The sequence below is a fragment of the Vibrio sp. 10N.247.311.51 genome, from assembly GCF_041467855.1.
GTDB lineage: Bacteria > Pseudomonadota > Gammaproteobacteria > Enterobacterales > Vibrionaceae > Vibrio > Vibrio coralliirubri.
In genome coordinates this window covers 1-564 of sequence record NZ_JBFSVK010000058.1, presented here as the reverse complement: position 1 = coordinate 564, position 564 = coordinate 1, and positions in this window count along the sequence as shown.

Genomic DNA, 564 nt, shown 5'->3' with positions numbered 1-564 from the left:
GGTTTTCTTGATGGTCATTTCAAGTCAACATCTCTATTTATGCATAGTGAGTATGATAGCTTGAAGTGTTAAGCATCCTACCTTTTCCTTAGTCATTCTAAGGGTTCCAGATACGTGTATCAGGTATGGTTTAGAGAGCAGCTAAACGAGTACCAATACGAACATAATCGACAATTACCCTTTACGTATTCAAGCAATAACGTCGTCACTCCTTGGGGCGAAGTACGTACGCGATAGAGAATTTCACATAGTAAAACAATCAGATTAGTGCTCTGCTCTATTTAGCTTAACTATCAGAGTTAGAAGTGACCACCTATATTCCCAAGTAGCACCTCCCGATATATAGAGAAATACTTCATAGTTAGCGATAAGGGTTTGCTACTAAAATCCAAAACACATACGCCGTAAACGACGAAAGCCTAGTCGTCAGACTAGGCTTTCTAATGGAATAGTGTGAAGTGCAGGGGTTCGATGCCTTTACAGCACCCAAACAACCTGGAAGCAAAACACTTTTCTTCAAATGTAAAAAAGCCCTGCTATTTCTAGCAGGGCTTCTCTAATAAG